This window comes from Mycolicibacterium komossense, from assembly GCF_025822605.1.
GTDB classification, from domain to species: Bacteria; Actinomycetota; Actinomycetes; order Mycobacteriales; family Mycobacteriaceae; genus Mycobacterium; species Mycobacterium komossense.
The window spans coordinates 151,503-169,030 of record NZ_JACKTY010000033.1; the positions used below are offsets into that span (position 1 = coordinate 151,503).

Here is a 17,528-nt window from a genome sequence, read left to right on the forward strand (position 1 = left end):
GACGGAATTGGACAAACGGGCCGCACAGATCGCCGGGCAGATCGAGGCGGAGATCATCCGCCGCGACTGGCCGATCGGCGAGTCGCTGGGCTCCGAACAGTCGCTGCAACAGCGCTACGACGTCAGCCGCTCGGTGTTACGCGAAGCGATTCGGCTGGTAGAACACCACCAGGTGGCACGAATGCGCCGGGGACGCGGCGGTGGGCTGATCGTCACCGTTCCCGACGCGGGCCCGGCCACCCGCGCGGTGGTCATCTACCTGGAATACCTGGGTACCACGATGGAGGAGCTCCTCGCAGCCCGGCTGTTACTCGAACCGCTGGCGTCCGGCCTGGCTGCCGAGCGGATCGACGAAGCGGGTATTGCCCGGTTACGGACTCTGCTAGGCACCCACCGCCCGCAGCCCAGCGCCGACGATTTCCACGTCGTGCTCGGTGACCTGGCCGGAAACCCTGTGCTCGCGTTGTTCATCGACGTCCTGAGCCGTCTCACCGCGAGGTACGCAGCAGATTCGGAAATTCCCCCGCCCGGTGAGGTCGATGCGGCGATCGACCGGCTGGTAGTCGACCACACTGCGATCGTCGAGGCCGTCACCGCAGGCGATTCCGGTCGGGCCAAGACGTTGACCGAACAACACGTCGAAACGGTGACCGCCCTGCTGGACCAGCACTACCGACCGAAGCGGGAACCGCGGCGTACAAGCACGACGGCGCCAGGCGCACCGGAGAGCAAGCGGGCCGAGGTGCTCGCCGCGGTGGTCTACCAGGACATCGTGGCCGGTGGCTGGCAGACGGGATCGGTGTTCGGCGCCGAACAGGAGCTGCTGGAACGCTACGGTGTCAGCAGACCCGTTCTGCGCGAAGCGGTTCGGCTACTGGAGTACCACACGATTGCCCGGATGCGTCGTGGGCCCGGCGGCGGGCTGATCGTCACGGAACCGCAGCCGCAGGCCAGCGTCGACACCATCGCCCTTTATCTGGAATACCGCAGGCCGAGCCGGGAAGACCTGCGGCTGGTCCGCGACGCCATCGAGATCAACAATGTCGCCACAGTGGTGAGCCGCCGAGCCGACAGCGATGTGGTGAGGTTCCTCACCGACCAGCGCCGCGCCGCCGGGGCGACGGATGATCGCGACCCCGGCGAGGCCGCCGGTCTGGCCGAATACTTCTTCCACACCGACCTCGCCGACCTCGCGGGTAACCGGGCGCTGAATCTGTTCCTGCGGATCCTGGTCGAACTGTTCGGCAGGCACTGGACCTCGACCATGCAACCGATGCCGCAGGTGAAGGACGCCGAGGAGGTGCACCGCGCGCATGCCCGGATCCTCGACGCGATCCTCGACGGTGATGACAGCATGGCCGCGCACCGCGCGCGCAGGCATCTCGAAGCGCTCTCCTCGTGGTGGCTCTAGATGTGGTGGCAGTAGCTAAGGTAGAGCGCGCGCTCATCAACGAGGGAGTACCGATGGCAACCGTTGCCGATCATGTGATCTCGGCCCTGAAGCTCAGCGGAGTCCGCAGGGTGTACGGGCTGCCCGGGGACAGTCTCAACGGGTTCACCGATGCGATTCGCCGCGCGGGGGACGTGACCTGGGAACACGTCCGCCACGAGGAGACCGCGGCCTTTGCCGCCGGGGCCGAGGCGGCCATCACCGGCCGGCTGGCAGTGTGTGCGGGCAGCTGTGGACCCGGCAACCTGCACTTGATCAACGGACTGTTCGACGCGCAGCGCAGCCGGGTGCCGGTGTTGGCTATCGCCGCGCACATCCCGCGCTCGGAGATCGGCTCGGAGTACTTCCAGGAGACGCACCCACAGGACCTGTTCCGCGAGTGCAGCGTGTATTGCGAGCTGGTGAGCACTCCGGAGACGCTGCCGCGCATCCTCGAGATGGCGATGCGGGCGGCCGTCGAGGAGAACGGCGTCGCAGTGGTGGTGATCCCCGGCGAGGTGTTCCTGGCCAAGATGGCGGACTCCGCGTGGCTGCGGCCGGTGCTGCCGACCCGCTCGGTGGTCCGGCCTGATGACGAATCTCTGGCCTCAGCCGCGGCAATCCTCAACGGCGCCAACAACATCACGATCCTCGGCGGGGCCGGTGTCGCCGGCGCGCATGACGAACTTCTCCGCCTGGCGGCCACGTTGCAGGCGCCGATCGTGCATGCGCTGCGCGGCAAGGAGTACATCGAGTACGACAACCCGTACGACGTCGGCATGACCGGGTTGTTGGGCTTCGCCTCGGGATACAAGGCGATCAAGGAAGCCGAGGTGTTGCTGATGCTCGGCACCGATTTTCCGTATCAGCAGTTCTATCCGGAGACGGCGACGATCATCCAGGTCGATATCCGGGGCCGTAATCTCGGGCGGCGCACCCCGATCGACGTCGGTCTGGTGGGGACGGTGGCCGATACGCTGGCCGCTCTGCAACCGTTGCTCCTGCAGAAACGTGACCGCACGCACCTCGACCGCTGCCTGACCCACTACGGCAAGACCCGCAAATCGTTGGACGCGCTGGCGGTCAACGATCGGGATCGGACCCCGATCAGGCCGGAATATGTTGCTGCAGAGGCGAGTCGGCTGGCCGCCGACGATGCGGTGTTCACCGTCGATGTCGGATCCCCGGTGGTGTGGGCGGCGCGATATCTGAAGATGAACGGCAAACGCAGGCTGATCGGATCGTTCAACCACGGCACCATGGCGTGCGCGCTGCCCCTGGCGATCGGCGCCCAGACCGTCGACCGGCAGCGTCAGGTCGTCGCGTTCGCCGGTGACGGCGGCCTGACCATGCTGTTCGGTGAGCTGATCACGCTGAGCCAGAACCGCTTGCCGGTGAAAGTGGTGGTGTTCAACAACTCCTCGCTCAATTTCGTCGAGTTGGAGATGAAGGCGGGCGGCATCGTCAACTTCGGCACCGATCTGGTGAACCCGAACTTCGCCGACGTCGCAGTGGCGATGGGCATGTTCGGCAGGCGCGTCGAGCATCCATCGGACCTGGACTCGGCTCTCACTGCAGCCTTCGCCCACGACGGTCCGGCGGTGATCGATGTGGTGACCGAGCGGCAGGAGATGTCGGTTCCGCCGGCGATCACCGTCGAACAGGCGAAAGGGTTCTCGCTCTACGCAATCCGCACCGTCCTCGCCGGTCGTGGTGAGGAACTGCTCGACCTGTTCAGTGCCAACGTGGCCAGGCGGATACTCGACTGACGATAATGTCTGCCCATGCACATCAAAGTGGGGGCGGTGGCGATTGCCATCATGTCAGTGGTGGCGCTGTCAGCGTGTGGTGGGCCCAAGCCGGTGATATCGACGCCGACGAATGGTGCGGCACAGGGCAAGACGCCGGATGGCAGCGGTATCGCGATCACCGGTGACGAGAAACTGGCGGCCAACAAGTTGGCCATGCAGGCCATCTCCGATCTGCAGAAGTACTGGACCGACGAATACCCCACGCTCTACGGGCAGGACTGGAAGCCAGTTGCGGGTGGCTTTTACGGGATGACCCCCGATGTCGAGGGCGCATCCCAGTGCGGGGCCGACTACAGCGATGTCGAGGGCAACGCGTTCTACTGCTTCGATGACGATTCGGTCGCCTGGGATGCCGCCGAATTGCTCCCCGAACTGCAGAGAAAGTTCGGCGACTTCGTCGTGCCGGTGGTGTTGGCACACGAGTGGGGACACGCCGTGCAGCACCGTTCCGGCTTCTTCGACCAGAACAAGCTGACCGTCACCAGCGAGCTGCAGGCGGATTGTTTCGCCGGCGCCTGGTCGGCACACGCCAAACAATCCGGCGTCTTCAAGGTCAACGCCGCCGAACTCGACAGCGCCCTGGCCGGCATCTTGGACCTGCGTGACACACCCGGCAGCAGTGCGGAAGATCCCAACGCCCACGGCAGCGGGTTCGACCGGGTCAGCGCGTTCCAGGACGGTTTCGACGGCGGCTCCGACAAATGCAAGGGCTACGAAGACGGCGACCCGATGGTCCTCGAGCTGCCGTTCAACGACACCCAGGACGAACAGAGCGGGGGTGACGCACCGTATGACTCGATCGTCAACGGCGTGCCCTATGACTTGGAGGACTACTGGACGCAGGTCTACCCGGAGATCGCCGATGGCAGGGCCTGGCCGCCGCTGAAGGGCCTCGAACCCTTCGATCCGTCGAGCCCGCCCCAATGTGGCGGCACCCCAGCCGACGGTTACTCGCTGTTCTACTGCGTGCCCGACGATTACATCGGGTGGGACAACGTCAAGGAGATGCCGGAGGTGTACGCCCAGGGCGGCGACTACGCCGTGGCCACCCTGCTGGCCACCCAATACGGGCTCGCAGCCCTGACCCGGCTCGACGACACCTCCGACGAGAAGACTCAGACACTGCGCGGGGACTGCCTGGCCGGGGCCTATACGGCCAGTGTGATCCTCTACAACCGGGAAGCCACCAGCACCTTCCACATTTCGCCCGGAGATCTCGACGAAGGAATCACGGCGTTGCTGATCTTCCGCGGTGACGGAGATGTCGAGCGCCAAGGCGCGGGCTACAACCGCGTGCGCGCCTTCCGCGAAGGCGTCATCAACGGCGCCGAGCCGTGCCTTGACCTGACGTGAGTTCACGCGGGGCGGGCGACCCCCGCCGCGATACCCTGACCGAACCAGGCCGGGATCAGCCGTCGCACATCGGCCGGTCCCGACACGGTGATCTCGCCTTCGAGGAGGGCTCTGGACCACGAGGTGTCACCGCGCCACACCTCGGTCAGGGCGCGCAGGCTGGTGTCGACGGTGGCGGTGACGTCGAAGCCCGGATCGAAATCGCACACGTCGGCGTGCCCTTCGGACACCACCATCCACCAGTGCGACGCCTTCACCGGTACACCGGCGAGGTGGAACTCGACGACCGTCCGCGTGCGCGGCCACTCGGCGATCGGCACGGTGCGGCGCATATCCCACATCAGCAGATGCGGGTCTAGGTCGTCGTCACCGAGTTCGCCCACCCAGCGCATCCCCCAGGTGTTCAGCGCCTGCACGACACCGGCGAGCTCCTGCCCGCACTGGGTCAGCGAATAGGTTGTGCGGCCGTCGTTTTCGTCACGCTTGACCACACCGGCCCGGCTCAGCGTTTTCAGCCGCTTCGACAGCAGCGCCGGGGACATCTTCGGCACCCCGCGCCGCAGATCATTGAAATGGCAACTACCCAGCAGCAATTCACGCACGATGAGCATCGTCCACCGCTCGTCGAGCACCTCCATAGCCTTCGCCAGCGGACAGAACTGACCGTATGTCGACATGCATCCAGTACACGCCACCGACGGCGCGATGACTAGTACAGATTCTGTATCGGTGGTGATTCAGATATGGCACTGGATCCGGTTCAGCCTCGGCGCCACGATCGGCAGATGAACAGAATGACCATCCCGGTGGACCGGGAACTGGAAACCAAACACCGCACGCTGTGGGGCCTGGGTGACTACGGCGCCGTCGCCGCCGACGTGGTGGGCCCATTGGGCCCGGAGTTGGTCGCCGCGGCCGGGATCGGGCCGGGCACGAAGGTGCTCGACGTGGCTGCCGGCACGGGTAGTGCCGCCATTGCAGCGGCAGCGACCGGGGCCGAGGTCATCGCCAGCGACCTGGTGCCCGGACTCTTGGCGCAGGGCAGGGCGATCGCGGCGGTCCGCGGTGTCGAATTGTCCTGGCAGGAAGCGAATGCCGAAGCCTTACCGTATGCCGACGCCGACTTCGATGTGGTGCTGTCCTGTATCGGCGTGATGTTCGCTCCGCATCACCAGCAGGCGGCGGATGAGCTGACCCGGGTGTGTCGTCCCGGCGGGACTATCGCTGTGATCAGTTGGACGCCAGAGGGTTTCATCGGTCAGATGTTCGCCACCATGAAGCCGTATGCACCCGCGCCGCCGCCGGGAGTGCCGCCACCACTGCTGTGGGGCAGCGTCGAGCATGTCACCGGACTGTTGGGGGACCGGGTCACCGAACTCCGCACGGAGCGCCGCAGCCTGCCCGTCCACGAGTTCGCCGATGGCGCGTCGTTCCGGGACTACTTCAAGGCCAATTACGGCCCGACGATCGCGGCCTATGCCGGCATTGCCGATCCGGCGCAGGTGGCCGATCTCGATGCTGCGCTGGCCGATCTCGGTGACCGCGCACTGGCCGGCGCATCCGGGATGGAGTGGGAGTACTTGGTACTCAGCGCTGTTCGCTGTTAACGACGGACCCGGTTCACCAAGCTCAGCGTCGACGACGTGGCGGCGGAGAGTGCATCGCGCTGGGTCTCGTCGAGGGTCCCGCACACCCAGTCCCAGTGTGCGGCCACCGTCTCGCCCACCGCGGGCCGCGGCGCCAAGGAAACACCATCACGACGCCAGCGCACTCGTTCGGGCACCGGGTCGGCCAGGATGAGTCGGCCATCCTCGAATCGGAGCGGGTGCGACGCGATGATCACGTGGTCGTCGTCCACCGCGTCCACGACACCCCAGCGGATCCGGCAGGACTGCAGAATTCGGATCGGATGACCGGAATCGGCGGTGTCGGTCCGAAGGAACCGGACCCACGGGTAGACCACGAACACGTGGAAACTGTGGTGGGCCAGCACCTCTGCCCGGCCGTCGAGGTGATCGAGCAGGCCGGTGGGCTGCCCGGGCAGTGCGGTTCGGAGCCGGTCGACCATGCGGGAGCTGTCGACCCGGTCGAGTAGGGGACCGCCCACCCAGTACGCGCTGACCACCGCGGGGTCGAGCGGATCGTCGCGACCGGTGGCGGCGGCAATCTCCTCGAGGTAGGGCCACGCACCCTCGAACCCCCTGGCGTGCCGGTCGATGGCGGCCGGACCGTCACCGTCGAGCAGCACCGACGAGTCGGGCGGTCCGCAGTAGCCGAGTTCGTTGGGCGGGAAGGCGAATGCGGCGAACAATTCTCGACCGGCCGTGGGTATGCGGGGCGGCGCGGTCACGGCGGTACACCGTCCGTCTCGTCGAGACCCGAGCCCATCAACTGCAGACCGGCCATGGCCTCGTCGGCGCCTGCTTTATCGGTCTTCTCCACCACGAAGCCCATATGGATGATCACCCAATCGCCCGGCCCGAACGTCTCCTCCGGCAGCATCCCGATGTTGACCTTGCGGTGCTCACCCGCCACCTCGGCCAGTACGAGCTGACCACCGTAACCGTCCAGCATCCGGATCACCTGTCCCGGGATTCCCAGGCACATCGCTCAGCCCTCCCGCAGCATCGCCAGCGCGTCCGCCACCGCGCGGACTGCTTCGGGAACCGCGGCGCTCACCGGCTCGCTCAAACCGATACCGTCCTGCACGGTGCGCACCTCGCACCCCACCACGACAGTGCGGGGGGCGGTGCCGCCGAGTGCGGTCAGACTCGCGAACACCGCGCCCGGATCCATGCTGTGCGCGTCGAGACCACTGGTTGCGGGGAGTGTGTCGAGATCAGCCTCGAACACATGCACCGTTCCCGGCGCCCCGCGGGTGGGTATCGCGTCGACCAGTACCAGTCCATCCCACCCGTCCATCAGGTCGTAGGCCAGGTGCATGCCGCGGATGCCGTAGTCGGTGACGCAGACCGTGTCGTTGTCGGGGCAGGGGACGTGGTTGATCACCTCGGGACCGAAGCCGTCGTCCCCCAGGAAGATGTTGCCGATGCCGGCAATCAGCACGCGAGGCAGTTACATGCTCCGCATCTTGAGATAGCGGCGGATATCCGGTAGCGAGCTGACGCCGACCACCACCCCGCCAACGATGACGACGCCCACCGCGATGGTGGCCACCCAACCTACTGTTGCCATGTCGAACTCCTTTCAGTGCCTAACTCCGGTGTCGTCAGCGGCTCGAGCTCATCCGGTGCGAAGTACAGGTAGCGGCCGTACCAGTCGTGCAGGTCGGCCGCCGGGTCGTCATCGACGGTGACGCCGATCTGGTGATCGCCATCGACGGTCTCGTGCACCGAGGTGACGGTGGCGACCTTGCCGGCGAAGAAGATGTCCTGGGCGTCGGCGCGGCGTGCGGGTCTCAGCCGGACCTTGCTGCCGCGCGCCACCCGGACCCCGTCGACCAGGACTGCGTCGGTATCGGGTGCAACGGCGTTGTCGGCGATGGGGTCCCACCAGTCGACCCCATCCGGGATCTCGGGGATGAGACCGGCATGTGGGTCACGCAGCACCCCGTGCAGCCGTTGCAACGCCTGCGGCGACATCGAGTCGCAACGGTCGATGATCTGCGCGGCCAACGGATCGGTGGCGCGGGCCTGGGCCTTTTCGTCGTCGGTCATCGTCATCACCCGCAGGGTGAGGATCTCGTCGATCTCGGTCGAGTCGTACAGTGCGCCTTGGCTCTGTTCGGCGATCTCAGGATGGTCGTAGAGGATGATCGGCGAGATCAACAGCAGCGCATGGTCACCCGGCGGGCCGGCCAGCACCGGGAAGCAGCGGTGCTGCCGGCACCGGTCCACTGCCGCCGTCGCCCATTCGGGTGGCTCGAGCAGGGAGATGAATGCCCCGTCACTGACCTCGGCGATGAGGTGCGTGCCGATCATCGAGGTGGCGATCGCGTCGTCCTTGCCGCCGGCGAACGCGGTGGTGTTTCGGACTACGATGGTGAGCCGCTGTAGTCCGTCGCCGGGTTCACTCGTGACCGTGAGGCGTCCGTGCAGGGTGCGTCGGGAGCGCAGGAGGCGTCCGCCGTCGACGGTTTCGATGGCCCGGTCCGCCGGAGCCGACAGCTGGAAGGTCCACGACTGCCCGAGGTGGCCGAGCTCCAATGGCCCGAAGGTGAGCTCTGTTTCGACCGCCTCATCCCAGCTGAGCCAGGCGTTGGTATCGGTTCTGAGCTCGGCCACCGGCTCGAAATCGCCGTCGCCGTTGCTCTTTTCGACGCAGCGGCGCTGCTGGTGCAGGAATCGGAGCACCAGGGTGATCGTCGCACAGTCGCCCTCGACGCAGAATTGGGCCGACACCGTGTCGTCCTCGCCGAATGCGCTCTCGGCTGCGCCTGGTGGTCCCAAAACGCCGAACTGCCAACGTGACTGGTTCTTACTCGAGGACGCGCGGTAGGGGTAGAGGAGATAGCCCTCGTAGAGCACTGCGTCGGCGATGGTACGGGCCCGGTCCCAGCCGGCGGTCATCGGAGCTCCCGGACGCCGTCTAACAGCGAGGTGACCGCCTCGTCGATATCGAGCATGCCTTTGACCGACTTGTACTCGGCCAGCGCGGCGATGGTGTCATGCCCCAGCCGGACCCAGCCGCTGTTGGGGTAGTGCTGGTGCACGAGGTCGCGCCAGATTCTCACCGGCACGTCATACTGACTCTCCTGGTCCCAGGGCACCTGCGTGACCGCGAATCCCGTCTTGCCTCTGGTGAAAATCGTTCCGCTGAACAGGAATTGCAGGGGGATGGTGCCGTCGCGCAGGGCGTGCAGATACTTCGATCCGGTGACCTCGAAGTCATAGGTACAATCCAGCGGAAGGACCACCTCGGTGCGGCTGGCGAAACCCTGGACCATTGCCGCGGCGTGCTGCCACAGGAACGTTCGTTGTGTGTTGGACCAGCGCGACCGAGGACCGAACATATCGGTCAGCCCCGCCGCCTCGTCGTCGCTGTACGGCCGGCGCAGCGGCTCGATGCGCACCTGGGCGCGCAACGCGATCGCGTGCACCGGATCGTCACCGTCGGCCGCTACGTCGATCCGGGCGATCAGCCGCGGTGTCACCGAGTACGGCTCCGGCGCCACATCCACCACAGTGAACCGCACCCCGGTCATGAAGCGCGGCGCGCAATCTGACCGAAGAAGTCATCGATGTATGCGCGCACCTGCTGGCCGCCGTCGAACCCGCGCCACAGCATCCGCAGCCGCCCGACGAATTCGTAACAGGCGTCGATGGGGACCAGGAAACAGTCCGGAGGTTCGTCGCCGTCGGGCATCCGGACCAGCAGTGCCTCGACGTCGTCGGCCATCGTCGCCACCCGGTGATCGGCGGCGGTGATCAGTTGCCAGGTCTGCATGTCCAGTTCGGATTCGGTGGCGCCGGCCGGGCCTGGATAGAAGCCGACGGTTTTGTCCAGCGCCGAGTTACGGAAGAAGAACGCCAGTCCGACCGGAATCTGCAGGACCTCCCATTCCCGGCGCCCGAGAGCGAGATCGGGAAAGCGCAGGTAGCGGTCCGGCACCGACCGGTAGCGCAGCTGGGCGCCGCCGTCGGTGAACAACAGGTAGCAGCCCCGGCAGACGCACATCAATTGCCGGCCTTCGACATTCACCACATGCTGATGTTCGTCGGCGATGTCCTCCGAGCACATCTGGCAACGTTCACCGGGCGGCTGCGGCGCCTTCGCGGCCCGAATGCGGGCCAGCACGTCGTAGGCGCTCTCCATCAGAGCACCGCGGGTGTCGCCAGGATCGCCATCGACAGCACGCCTTCACGGAGCAGCAGGGGGATCGGGTCGAGATGTATCTCTGGACCGACGCCCTCGTCGACACCCGCGCCGGCGTGCTTGACGTCGAAATGGGAGCGGCAACGGGGGCATCGCAGCACCAGCTCACGTTGCCCGGCGCGTACTAGCCGGTGCAGCGCCGCGCCGGCCAACGAGGCGTCGCAGCGACCGCACCGGTCGTGGTATGCGAACAGTTCGTCGTCGATCCGGCAGGCCAGCACCGTCGTCCCGGCGACCAGGAAGCCACCGACCTCGCCAGACGCCAATGCGGCCAGATCCGGGACTGGATGCCACTCGGCGCCGCCGTGCACCCGACGCAACAGGGTCTCGGCCGGGATCATCGTCGGCATCGGATCTTCCTGCGCAGCAATGACTTCGATGGAAGTGATCTCCGGGGCGGCGGCGCGAATGGCATCCTCTACCGTGAGCTCCAGGGTCACTGCCGACGAGGGGCAGCTTCGGCAGCTGCCCGCGAACCTCAACCGGACCACATCGTCGGTGATGTCCAACAGGTCGACGTCACCGCCGTGCGAACCCAGGTACGGCCGGACGCGCTCAAGTGCGTCGGCGACGCGCCGGTGGAGGTCGTGCGGATGCAACCCATGCACCAACAGCAGGCTGGCCACCAGGTCGTCGCTGGCCAACCGTTCGATCAGCCCGGGCTCGCCTGACATCTCCAGGATGCGTTGCAGGCCAGCGCCATACAGCTCGACCACTTCCCTGACCAGCTGCTCTGCCCGGTCACGCGCGACCGGGCCACCTGTGGAGCTGGCGTCCAGCAAAACCTGGATCCGATCGCCTGCCGCGCGCCACTCGGGTGTTGCCATGCATCACTCGCCGGTGACGGATTGGGTCGGTGAGTGCAGTTTCTCCAGCGTCTTACCGTCCCCGAGGTACATGTGCACTCCGCAGGGCAGACACGGGTCGAAACTGCGGACGGTCCGCATGATGTCGATTCCCTTGAAGTTCTCTCTGTCGTTTTCCTCGAAGATCGGTTGGCCTTGTACCGCGTCCTCGTACGGTCCCGGTGTGCCGAAGCTGTCGCGCGGGTTGGCATTCCATGGTGTCGGGGGATACGGGTGGTAGTTCGCGATCTTGCCGTCCCTGATCACCATGTGATGGCTGAGCACTCCGCGGACAGCCTCGGTGAAGCCGCACCCGATGGCATCGTCGGGAACGTCGAACTTCTCCCAGGTCTTGGTGCGCCCGGCGCGAATCTCCACCAGCGCCTTCTCGGCGAAATGCAGCGCTGCGGCAGCGGCGTAGGCCTGGAAGTAGGTACGGGCGCGGTTGCGTTCGATGGTGTTGCTGCCGTGCTCGGGGATCTTCCACTCGAGCTCGACCGGCCCCTTGAGGATCGTCTTGGGCAGGTTGATCTTCACGCTGTGACCGGTCGACTGCACGTACCCGATGTCGACGAGACCGGCCAGCGCGGTCGACCAGAGCCGGGCCAGCGGGCCGCCGCCGGTATCGAGCGCCAGATGATCTTTGCCGTCGAACCAGCGTGGTGACATCACCCAGCTGTACTTGTCATCCATATCGCGCTTCTGCGGCTTGGGGTTGGTGTGCTGGTTCCACGGATGGCGCCGGTCCACGGGGTTGCCCAGCGGATCGGTCTTGACGAACATCTCCTGATCGGTCCAGTCGTCGTAATACGAACTGCCCAAAAGGATCCGGATACCGAGGTTGATATCGACGAGCGAGTGGGTGACCAGCTTGCCGTCGACCACGACGCCCGGCGTCACGAACATCGCGTTGCCCCACTTCTCCATGTCCTGATAGGCGAAGTTGCAGATATCCGGATCCTGGAAGGACCCCCAGCAGCCGAGCAGAGTGCGGCGCAGGCCGACCTTTTCGTACCCGGGCAGCGCTTCGTAGAAAAAGTCGAAGAGGTCATCGTGCATGGGCACGACCTTTTTCATGAACTCGACGTAGCGCATCAACCGGGTCATGTAATCGGTCATCAGCTGAATGGTCGCGACGGTACCGACGCCGCCGGGATAGAGCGTCGAGGGATGGACGTGTCGACCTTCCATGAGGCAGAACATCTCTCGCGTCCACCGGCTGACCTGCAGTGCCTCCCGATAGAATTCGCCGGTAAACGGATTGAGCGAGCGCATGATATCGGCGATGGTCCGATAGCCGTGGGCGTCGGAGTTGGGCGCACGGGTGTTCTCGGCTTTGGCCAGCACGCTGGGATTGGTCTCGGCGACCATCTTCTCGCAATAGTCGACGCCGACCAGGTTCTCCTGAAAGATGTTGTGGTCGAACATGTACTCGGCGGCTTCGCCCAGATTCACGATCCATTCGCCCAGGTGTGGCGGTTTGACGCCGTAGGCCATGTTTTGGGCATAGCAGGAGCAGGTCGCGTGGTTGTCGCCGCAGATACCGCAGATCCGGCTGGTGATGAAGTGCGCGTCGCGCGGATCCTTGCCCTTCATGAAGATCGAGTAGCCACGGAAGATCGAGGAGGTGCTGTGACACTCGACGACCTCGCGATTCTCGAAGTCGATTTTGGTGTAGATGCCGAGACTGCCGACAATTCTGGTGATCGGGTCCCAGGCCATCTCTACCAGGGAACCCGGGTCTCGCTTCACTTGGGACGGCTCAGGGATGATCGTTGTCATCAGGCTTCGCTCTCTATTGACTAGTGAAAGACGTTCTGCCGCAGGCAGCTACCAGGTGCGGCGAGCACCGGTGGTGAGTTCTTTGCCCTTGTGCCGCCACTTGGGCTCTTTGTCCACGGTTCGGCCGGTGACCTGGCGGAGGTTGCGGATCACCGACCCGTACAGACCTGACGCCGTCGTCGAGATCTTGCCGCCGGGGGGCTCGTCCATGAATGGCATGAACTTGTCCGGGAACCCCGGCATCGTGCAGCCGATGCAGATACCGCCGACGTTGGGGCAGCCACCGATGCCGTTGATCCAACCGCGTTTGGGCACATTGCATTTCACCACCGGGCCCCAGCAGCCGAGCTTGACTATGCATTTCGGCGATCCGTACTCCGTGGCAAAGTCGCCCTGCTCGTAGTAGCCGGCCCGGTCGCACCCCTCGTGCACGGTGTTCCCGAACAGCCACGTCGGCCGCAGCTCCTCGTCGAGCGGGATCATCGGCGCCTGACCGGTGGCCATGTACAGCAGATAGGTCAGCGTTTCGGCCATATTGTCCGGATGGGCCGGGCACCCGGGCACGCACACAATTGGTATGCCCGCCTTGCTCTTCCAGTCCCACCCGAGGTAGTCGGGTACGCCCATCGCACCGGTCGGATTGCCCGCCATGGCGTGGATACCGCCGTAGGTGGCACAGGTTCCGACCGCGACGATCGCGGTCGCCTTGGGGGCGAGGCGGTCGAGCCACTCACTCGTCGTCATCGGCTGACCCGTCGCCGGGTCGTTGCCGAAACCGCACCAGTAGCCCTCGTCGTGCAGAGCTTCGTTGGGGATCGAGCCTTCGACGACGAGCACGAACGGTTCCAGTTCGCCCCGGTCGGCCCTGAAGAACCATTCGAGGAAGTCGTCCGCGCCCCCGGCGGGGCCGCATTCGAAGTCGATCAGGGGCCAGTGCACGGCGATCTTGGGCAGGCCGGGCAGGGCGCCGAGGGCTATCTCCTCGATGCTGGGTTGCGTGGCTGCGGTCAGTGCGACCGAATCGCCGTCGCAGCTCAGCCCGGCATTGATCCAGAGCACGTGAATCAATGTTTCTTCCGCTTTGACTGCTGCTTCTGTGAGCATGCTGGCGCAGCTTTCCGGGATCCGGGCGAGGATCCCTACGGCGCAGGAGTCGCCCTTCGGCCCACTTGCGCGTCGCTAAACCCAGAGTGGCCCAGGTCACACTTGCTTGTCAATGAGTTGCTACGGACTTCCTGCCAGGTCTCATTGTCTTCACAGCTGCAGCGGTCGGCCGGAGATCGCCATTGACGCCAAGGTAACTTTGCTGATGCTGGGAACGCATTGTGGCGCACTATGTTTCGGCTATCTGCCTAGTCGTCATGAGCCTGCTTGTCGTGAACCTCTAACGACGTCACCAGAAACTCGTTGCCGTGGGTGACCTCGACGTCGGCGCTCCCGCAGACCGGGCAGAGCAGCGACCACCGCGATTCGATCTCGGACTGTTGTGCGCAGGACCGGCATACCACCTCGGCGGCGATGAGCTCCAGCTCGAGCTCGGCGTCGGGCAGCGACTCGTACTGGCGGATCAGCGACCAGCAGAACTCCAGCGATTCGGGCACGACCTGGCGCAGTGCACCGACGCGAACCCGCACGATGTCCACGTGATGGCCCACCGCGTGTGGGCGCACGACGCCGGCGATCGCCTCGCACAGCGACAATTCATGCACCGTCTAATGGTGCCTCCGAAGTGGTGACCGCCGCCGCGTTATGCGTCTTGCCTGCGCCAACACCGCGCTGAAAAAGAGGGTTGCGTCGGCGCGACGAGCAGGACTACAGTCGCCGACGTGCGTGCACATCTCGTAGTAGCCAGTACCCGCAGCGGGGTCTGATCCAGACCGACCCCCCGCTGTGGGTCGGATGCTACTACCTGTCGGTCGCTTCCTCTGAGAAGAAAAGACCGGCACATGACACTCCCGACCACCACCGCGCCTCAGCGTTCCAGTATCGGTACGCGTATCTGCGACCGGTTCGACGCACCGCTGCCGCGCGGCATCCGCGAGGAGGCGAACGAGATGAGCTGGGAATCGGTCATCGCCGAATACGGGCACTGCGCAGGGCCATTGCGACTCGGGCACTGGGAATGCACCGATGTCCACCGTCCGGCCAGCAGGCTTGGTCCGCAGGCGCGTCACTACCAGGCCACCATCGCGATGGGCGACCGCATCACCACCTCGACGGCGGCGGCCGCAGGACCGGTGGCCGCCCTGACCGAGATGCTGCACAACCACGGTATCGCGCTGGAGATGCTCAGGTTCCATCAACTGCACTCCGGCGAGCACACCGCGACCTTCATCCGCGGGACCGACGGCATCCGCGCGCAATGGGCGGTGGGCTGGTCAGATGATTCGACGCTGTCGGCGCTGCGGGCGGTCATCGCCTGCGCAAACCGCCTCTGTGCTGACTGATCAGCGCGGCGGCCCGAGGATCACCTGCCCGTAGTCCTTGGCGCCCTGGGCCATCCGTTCCGGCGAGATCTGGAAACCGTCGGGGCGTGGTGTGGACCGGTCACGGCCCGAGTAGCGGAACATGCCTTCGATACCGGCCGGGGTGTTGATCATCAGCAGGTCCGCGGTGGCCGAGGTGATGCGGTAGGCGTGGGGGATATTCTTGGGCAGGAACACAATTCCGCCTTCGGCCAGTTCCATTTCCTGATCGTCGTGCCACACCAGGGCGGTGCCCTTGATGAGCATGAAGACCTCGTCTTCGCGGGTGTGCAGGTGATATGGCGGTGCCTCACCCCGGCTGACGTCGAACCGGCCCACCATCAATTGGCCGTCGGTCGCGGCCCCGTCGAGCAGCATGGCCAGCGTGCCGCCGTCGAGCCATTCGAGTTGTTGCTGCTGATCGGGTTGCGCCAGGTACGCCATGCTCATGAGCGACTCATCTCTGATGCGGAGAAATTCTTCCGCATCAGCTTACGTGCGCTCGGCGATCAGTGTCGGGTCACAGCGGACGCAGCACGATAGGCATGCCGTCGACGGGGACCGGCATGCCGCCGTAGTCGTAGGTCGGCTTGTATCCGGGGTGGGGAAGCTCCAGTCGGTACCGCCGCAGCAGACGGTGCATGACCGTCTTGATCTCCAGCTGGCCGAACACCATGCCGATGCACTTGTGCGCGCCACCGCCGAACGGGGCGAAGGCATAGCGGTGTTGCTTGTGCTCGTTGCGCGGCTCAGCGAAGCGCAGGGGATCGAACTTGTCCGGTTCGGTCCACAGCTCCTCGAGTCGGTGGTTGATCGACGGCCAGGTCATCACATTCGTGCCGGCTGGGATGAAGTACCCCAGCAACTCGGTATCGCGCACGGCCTGGCGGAAATTGAAGGGCAACGGTGTGACCATGCGCAGGCACTCGTTGATCACCAGGTCGTAGGTCTCCAGCTTCTCCAGCGACTCGAAGTCCAGCGGCCCGTCGCCGATCCTGGCCGATTCGTCGCGGCACCGCTCCTGCCACTCCGGGTTGGCCGCCAGGTGATAAGCCATCGTCGTCATCGTCGATGTCGAGGTGTCATGGGCCGCCATCATCAGGAAGATCATGTGGCTGACGATGTCCTCGTCGGTGAAACGCTGACCGTCCTCGTCCTCGGCCCGGCACAGCACGCTGAACATGTCGCTGGCGTCGCCGGCCCGCTTGTCGCCGATCCGCGCGTTGAAATAGTTCTCCAGCGTCTCCCGTGCCTTGATCCCGCGCCACCAGCTCAGCGGCGGTACCGGCTTGCGCACGATGGCATTACCCGCACGGGTGGTGGTGGTGAACGCACGGTTCACGGTGGTCACCAGTTCCCGGTCCTTGCCCGGTTCGTGTCCCATGAACACCACCGACGCGATGTCGAGGGTCAGTTCCTTGATGGCCGGGTAGAACAGGAAACGCTTGTCGTTGGCCACCCAGTCGTTGGCCAGCACCCGGCTGGAGACGGCGTCGATGTGGGAGACATAGCCCGACAACCGCGACCGGGTGAACGCCTCCTGCATGATCCGGCGGTGGAACATGTGGTCGTCGAAGTCGCGCAGCATCAGGCCACCTTCGAAGAACGGCCCGATCACCGGATCCCAGGCGCGTTGCGAGAAGTCCTTGTTGCGGTTGGAGAACACCGCCTGCGTCGCGTCGGGTCCTAGGGCCAGCACCGCAGGCAACACGGGGGAGAAGACGTAGTGCAGCGGTCCGTATTTGCGGTAGGTGTGCAGGACGAAGTCCGGGCCCCCACGAAACATCTCGATCATGTGGCCGAGCACCGGCAGGCCGCCGTCGCCCGAGATCGGCTTCAAGTCGCTGCCCGCCGGGGCCGGCGCCAGCGGGAACTGGTCCCATTCCCTGTCCAGTAGCCGCTTCTCGATCGCCCCCATACCGGGGATGGTGACCGGCGTGGGAGTGAGGCGGCGCTTGGCCTGGTCGAGCAGGTAACGGGGTGTACTGATCGTCGCCATCGGTGACTC

Annotated in this window: 19 protein-coding genes; 5 read left to right on the forward strand and 14 right to left on the reverse strand. The window is 65.4% G+C overall.

What is annotated here, in order from left to right; genetic code table 11:
* Positions 1-7: 7 nt before the first annotated feature.
* From H7J73_RS21265 to H7J73_RS21275, 3 genes are read left to right on the forward strand one after another with little or no spacing between them, the layout of a single operon-like run.
* Entirely contained in the window at positions 8-1,411 is a 1,404-nt protein-coding gene (locus H7J73_RS21265; RefSeq protein WP_264069640.1) for a FadR/GntR family transcriptional regulator, read from the forward strand.
* A gap of 53 nt (positions 1,412-1,464) precedes the next feature.
* A complete protein-coding gene (gene poxB / locus H7J73_RS21270) occupies positions 1,465-3,198 on the forward strand; it encodes a ubiquinone-dependent pyruvate dehydrogenase (RefSeq protein WP_264069642.1) in 1,734 nt (577 codons plus the stop codon).
* 15 nt (positions 3,199-3,213) lie between these two features.
* Positions 3,214-4,593: a neutral zinc metallopeptidase gene (locus tag H7J73_RS21275; RefSeq protein WP_264069643.1), complete on the forward strand. Its 1,380-nt coding sequence runs from the start codon at positions 3,214-3,216 to the stop codon at positions 4,591-4,593.
* Between the two features lie 2 nt (positions 4,594-4,595).
* On the opposite strand, the gene H7J73_RS21280 is transcribed toward H7J73_RS21275, so the two are convergent.
* A complete protein-coding gene (locus H7J73_RS21280) occupies positions 4,596-5,270 on the reverse strand; it encodes a winged helix-turn-helix transcriptional regulator (protein WP_264069644.1) in 675 nt (224 codons plus the stop codon).
* 108 nt (positions 5,271-5,378) lie between these two features.
* On the opposite strand from H7J73_RS21280, the gene H7J73_RS21285 reads away from it, so the two are divergent.
* Entirely contained in the window at positions 5,379-6,200 is an 822-nt protein-coding gene (locus H7J73_RS21285) for a class I SAM-dependent methyltransferase (RefSeq protein ID WP_264069646.1), read from the forward strand.
* Here H7J73_RS21285 and H7J73_RS21290 read toward each other — a convergent pair.
* The 11 genes from H7J73_RS21290 to H7J73_RS21335 all read right to left on the reverse strand — a co-directional run bounded on the left by H7J73_RS21290 (position 6,197) and on the right by H7J73_RS21335 (position 14,764).
* Positions 6,197-6,943 (reverse strand): DUF6390 family protein, encoded by a 747-nt coding sequence (locus H7J73_RS21290; protein ID WP_264069647.1) that lies wholly within the window; start codon positions 6,941-6,943, stop codon positions 6,197-6,199. The two genes, H7J73_RS21285 and H7J73_RS21290, sit on opposite strands and share 4 nt — an antisense overlap.
* Positions 6,940-7,200, reverse strand: coding sequence for a HypC/HybG/HupF family hydrogenase formation chaperone (locus tag H7J73_RS21295; protein ID WP_264069649.1), 261 nt, complete (start codon positions 7,198-7,200; stop codon positions 6,940-6,942). Before H7J73_RS21295 ends, H7J73_RS21290 begins: the two co-directional genes overlap by 4 nt.
* A 3-nt stretch (positions 7,201-7,203) precedes the next feature.
* Positions 7,204-7,668, reverse strand: coding sequence for a hydrogenase maturation protease (locus H7J73_RS21300; protein WP_276031592.1), 465 nt, complete (start codon positions 7,666-7,668; stop codon positions 7,204-7,206).
* Positions 7,669-7,788: a DUF6893 family small protein gene (locus H7J73_RS34025; RefSeq protein WP_435405551.1), complete on the reverse strand. Its 120-nt coding sequence runs from the start codon at positions 7,786-7,788 to the stop codon at positions 7,669-7,671. It lies immediately after the preceding gene.
* Positions 7,776-9,122 carry a hypothetical protein gene (locus H7J73_RS21305; protein WP_264069652.1) on the reverse strand — a complete coding sequence of 449 codons (1,347 nt, stop codon included), beginning with the start codon at positions 9,120-9,122 and terminating at the stop codon, positions 7,776-7,778. The genes H7J73_RS34025 and H7J73_RS21305 overlap by 13 nt, the downstream gene beginning before the upstream one ends.
* Positions 9,119-9,757, reverse strand: coding sequence for a DUF6084 family protein (locus H7J73_RS21310; protein WP_264069654.1), 639 nt, complete (start codon positions 9,755-9,757; stop codon positions 9,119-9,121). The genes H7J73_RS21305 and H7J73_RS21310 overlap by 4 nt, the downstream gene beginning before the upstream one ends.
* Complete coding sequence (locus H7J73_RS21315) at positions 9,754-10,368, reverse strand: DUF5947 family protein (RefSeq protein ID WP_264069655.1); 615 nt, start codon at positions 10,366-10,368, stop codon at positions 9,754-9,756. The genes H7J73_RS21310 and H7J73_RS21315 overlap by 4 nt, the downstream gene beginning before the upstream one ends.
* Positions 10,368-11,255: a NifU family protein gene (locus tag H7J73_RS21320; RefSeq protein WP_264069656.1), complete on the reverse strand. Its 888-nt coding sequence runs from the start codon at positions 11,253-11,255 to the stop codon at positions 10,368-10,370. Before H7J73_RS21320 ends, H7J73_RS21315 begins: the two co-directional genes overlap by 1 nt.
* Before the next feature lie 3 nt (positions 11,256-11,258).
* Entirely contained in the window at positions 11,259-13,055 is a 1,797-nt protein-coding gene (locus H7J73_RS21325) for a nickel-dependent hydrogenase large subunit (protein WP_264069658.1), read from the reverse strand.
* A 48-nt stretch (positions 13,056-13,103) separates the two neighbouring features.
* Positions 13,104-14,159 (reverse strand): NADH-quinone oxidoreductase subunit B family protein, encoded by a 1,056-nt coding sequence (locus tag H7J73_RS21330; protein WP_264069659.1) that lies wholly within the window; start codon positions 14,157-14,159, stop codon positions 13,104-13,106.
* 248 nt (positions 14,160-14,407) lie between these two features.
* Positions 14,408-14,764: a hydrogenase maturation nickel metallochaperone HypA gene (locus H7J73_RS21335; protein WP_264069661.1), complete on the reverse strand. Its 357-nt coding sequence runs from the start codon at positions 14,762-14,764 to the stop codon at positions 14,408-14,410.
* Positions 14,765-15,001: 237 nt separating this feature from the next.
* Between H7J73_RS21335 and H7J73_RS21340 the strand changes: the two genes are divergently transcribed.
* A complete protein-coding gene (locus H7J73_RS21340) occupies positions 15,002-15,502 on the forward strand; it encodes a 2-isopropylmalate synthase (protein ID WP_264069663.1) in 501 nt (166 codons plus the stop codon).
* On the opposite strand, the gene H7J73_RS21345 is transcribed toward H7J73_RS21340, so the two are convergent.
* A complete protein-coding gene (locus H7J73_RS21345; RefSeq protein WP_264069664.1) occupies positions 15,503-15,970 on the reverse strand; it encodes a cupin domain-containing protein in 468 nt (155 codons plus the stop codon). It lies immediately after the preceding gene.
* 70 nt (positions 15,971-16,040) lie between these two features.
* Positions 16,041-17,519 (reverse strand): cytochrome P450, encoded by a 1,479-nt coding sequence (locus H7J73_RS21350; RefSeq protein ID WP_264069667.1) that lies wholly within the window; start codon positions 17,517-17,519, stop codon positions 16,041-16,043.
* Positions 17,520-17,528: the final 9 nt, after the last annotated feature.